A 2,452-nucleotide genomic window follows, 5' to 3' on the forward strand; every position below is an offset into this window, starting at 1 on the left:
CATGCCCGCCGCGGCACCCGTGATTTCGACCAGCTGCTCGCCAAGCTGCGCGACACCGTCGCCGCTCGCCGCCTTCGTGAGGCCGCATGAACTGGGGCGCTCTCGAATCCTCTCTGCGCGAAGAGCCGCTGTTCTACGTGCAGAAGCCCGACGGTAATCGCATCCTCGGCGAGGATGCGCGCTGCAAGACGCTGGTGAAATACGTCCACCAGCTGGCACCGCAGGCGACGATCCAGCACTCGAAGAACGAGGGCAAGCACAACCACATCAAGGCGAAAGCCATGGGCGTGGTGGCTGGCTATCCCGATTACACGGTGACCTGGGGCGTGCGCGGTCAGGCCTTTGTCGAGATGAAGGGCTACACCGCAGCGGGGCGCGCGGGCGAACTCAGCCAGGCGCAGATCGACCAGTGCAACAAGCTGTTCCGTCAGGGCTTTCCAGTTGCCTGCTTTTTCACGCCTGAGGCAGCTTTCGAATGGCTGGTGGAACAGGGAATGCCGACGATTGGGAGGATCGCGGCGTGAGGTACGCACGAACCGTCCATATCCGTGAGGTGCTGCGTGATGTGCTGATGCGCATCGCCGCTCAGGAAACGCGGGCTGGCGAACGGCAAGCCAAATACGAAATTCTGAAAAGGGACGGGTGGCTTTGAGCAGCGCATTCATCGATGTTGCAGGACTGGAGCGCTTGAACCTCGATCATCAGGGGCGCACTCGTCGTGCGACCGCGCCATATCTTAACATGGTGCAAGATCGCGTCGGGCGCTTTGACAGCCTCACGCGTGTGGACCGCGACCCCTGCCCTAAGTGCGGCGTCCGCAAGGACTTCGGCTGCAATCATCAGGGGGCTGTGTGAGCGTGGCGAACGTCGTCTCCTTGGGCCCGGGCCAGCCCGACCCCTTAACGAACGTCGAGGCCGAGGGCGCAGTGCTCGGCGCCATGATGATCGATAACAGCATCATCGATGATGCAGCGCGCAAAGTCGTAGCGGCGGACTTCGCGATTGATATCCACGCTCGCCTTTTCTCGACAATCCTTGCCCTTCACGCGACCGGCAAGGGTGTGAATCCGATTATCCTGAAGCCGATGTTCGAGAGCGACGAGCAGCTCGCTCAGGTCGGAGGGCTGTCATATCTCGCGCGTCTCACGGGCAGTTCGCTTGCTTTGCTCGCTCCTCTCGACATGGCATTGCAGGTCCACGACCTTGCCGTGCGCCGGCGGATTCGTGATGGCCTATCCTTGGCCGTGCAGTCATGCGTCGACCTGGCGACACCAACCGCCAACATCATCAGCAAGGTCGACACTGTCATTCGACCCGATGGCGCCGGAGATGACTGCCCTGAATTGCCCGCATTCGACCCCGCAGAGTGGATTGGCAAGATGCCTCCCGCCCGAGAGTTCATTCTCCAAGGCTGGGTGATCCGTGGCGCCTGCGGTCTTCTTTCCGGCCAGGAAGGAGTGGGCAAGTCACTCATCGCTCAACAGATGGCAACATGCGCCGCTGCCGGCTTGCCCTTCCTCGGGCTCGAAATTGAGCACGTGCCAACGGTGTATATCACCTGCGAAGATCCGATTGAGGAGCTCTGGAGGCGTCAGGAGGACATCAACAACTCGCTTGGGCTCACAATGGCGGACCTGTCAGGAAAGCTGCTGCTGATCTCGCTGAAAGGCGTGATCGGCAACGAGCTCGGCACATTCGATGCGGACGGTAAGCTTCAGATCGCGCCCCGCTTCCACCAGATTGAGCGCAAGTGCGTTTCGTTTGGTGCGGGCTTGGTTTTTCTCGACAATGCCGCACACCTGTTCCCCGGCAACGAGAATGCGCGCCACGATGTCGCTGCCTTTCTCGGCCTACTCGAGCGCATGTCCGAGAAGATCAACGGCTCGGTGATTCTGCTCGCCCACCCCAACAAGCAGCACGCTCAGGGCAATAAGCAGGGCAACGAATACAGCGGGTCCACAGGCTGGTCTGCGCACGTACGCAACCGCCTGTTTCTCGACTGGGCCGACAAGGACAGCGACGGGAACTTCCTCGGCGACGACGGTCGAGTGCTGCGCAAGTCAAAGGCCAACTATGGCAAGAAGGGCGAGGAAATACACTTTCGTTGGCATGACTGGGCCTTCGTCCGTGATGCCGATCTGCCCGAAGATGCAGTGGCCGAGCTGCGTGAAGTCAGCCGCGCCAATTTCGAGAACGAGTGCTTCGAAGCCTGCCTTGAGCAGCGTCTTTCGGAGCGTCGTGCCGTCTCTGAAAAGAGCGGCGCAAACTTTGCCCCGAAGGTCTTCTCAACCATGCCTGAGGCGCGTGGTTGTACGAGGGATCAGCTTTCGGCGGCAATGGATCGCCTGTTCCGCGTGGGCCGCATTGAACGCGGATTCCTGTGGCGCAACAGCGGCGAAGGCAGGGACGATCACGGGCTCCGTTTCGTCTCTGGCAACCCTAATGGAGTGGG

The 2,452-nt window shown here is 61.0% G+C and carries 2 protein-coding genes; both read left to right on the forward strand.

From position 1 onward, the window contains the following. Positions 1 to 86: 86 nt before the first annotated feature. A complete protein-coding gene (locus B9A23_RS21985; RefSeq protein WP_084281532.1) occupies positions 87 to 524 on the forward strand; it encodes a hypothetical protein in 438 nt (145 codons plus the stop codon). A gap of 333 nt (positions 525 to 857) precedes the next feature. After that, positions 858 to 2,452, forward strand: a 1,595-nt coding sequence (locus B9A23_RS21995; RefSeq protein WP_084281534.1) for an ATP-binding protein, incomplete at its 3' end; no start/stop codon positions are given.

It is taken from the genome of Novosphingobium sp. B1 (genome assembly GCF_900176395.1).
Classification (GTDB): Bacteria; Pseudomonadota; Alphaproteobacteria; order Sphingomonadales; family Sphingomonadaceae; genus Novosphingobium.